General features: G+C 35.3%; 2 protein-coding genes and 1 pseudogene. All 3 read left to right on the top strand.

Annotated elements, in window-relative coordinates; all coding sequences use genetic code 11:
• On the top strand, window positions 1-347 hold a 347-nt coding region (locus EKL98_RS16840), incomplete at its 5' end, for a glycoside hydrolase family protein (protein ID WP_449404016.1).
• Window positions 348-437: 90 nt separating this feature from the next.
• Complete coding sequence (locus EKL98_RS18295; protein WP_233589485.1) at window positions 438-809, top strand: AGE family epimerase/isomerase; 372 nt, start codon at window positions 438-440, stop codon at window positions 807-809.
• A pseudogene (locus EKL98_RS18300) lies at window positions 810-1134 on the top strand (N-acyl-D-glucosamine 2-epimerase); the annotation flags it as partial.

A 1134-nucleotide genomic window follows, 5' to 3' on the forward strand; every position in this document is an offset into this window, starting at 1 on the left:
TACGAAATACCGCTGCGGGATTGCGTTACACACTGTATATATTTATGACCGATTTAAACGATATTTCAAAAGTAACTCACGTTCCAGCAGGACATTTTATGGGACCACAAGACTCCGAAAGAGTGGGCGATGTATCCAATGTATTGTTTTCGAATGGCTGGATTGCCGATGAAGACGGAACTGTTTTTATCTATTATGCCGCATCAGATACAAGAATGCACGTTGCCGTTTCTTCGGTTGAAAAATTAGTAGATTATGTACTGAATACGCCCGAAGATACTTTTATATCAGCTGGTTCTGTGAATACTATCATCTCTCAAGTGAATAAGAATAAAGAAATTAAATAAGTGTCTGTCAGCTCCGCAAAGTCTCCGACTTTGAGGATGTGAATGGCGGTCTCTGACCGCTTCTAAACCAAATACTTATAAAAATAAATCGTGTCAACACAAACAATACATCTAAAAACCGAACTCACCACTGAACTCGACAACATTCTTGAATATTGGTCAAAAAATACTATTGACCAAAAAAATGGCGGTTTTATTGGTCAAATAGATTGCAATGAATACAAAAATTTTGAAGCGGAAAAAGGCTCTGTTCTAAATGCTCGAATTCTTTGGTCATTTTCTGCTGCTTATTCAATCACAAAAAACGAAGCACACAAAAAAATTGCCAAAGATGCTTTCGAATTCATTCTAACGTATTTTTATGATATCGAATTTGGTGGAATTTTCTGGAGCATTAATCCTGATAAAACACCAAAAGATACCAAAAACCAAATTTATGCTTTGGCTTTTGTGATTTATTGATTGACTGAATACTATGAAATTTCCAATGACGAAAGAGCGCTGAGATTTTCTGTAATACTATATAACAGAATACAAAAACACAGCTACGACCCAATAAAAAAAGGCTATTTCGAAGCTTTTACCCGCGATTGGCAACCTATCGAAGATTTGCGTTTGAGCGATAAAGTTGCTAACGAAAAAAAGACAATGAATACCCATTTGCATATCGTTGAAGGCTATGCGAATTTGTACAAAGTGTGGAAAAACGAAAATCTAAAAAATGATATAATTGAATTGCTAGAAGTCATTGAAACGCATTTTATCAACAAAGAAACAGGTCATTTAC

Source organism: Flavobacterium bomense, assembly GCF_003970355.1.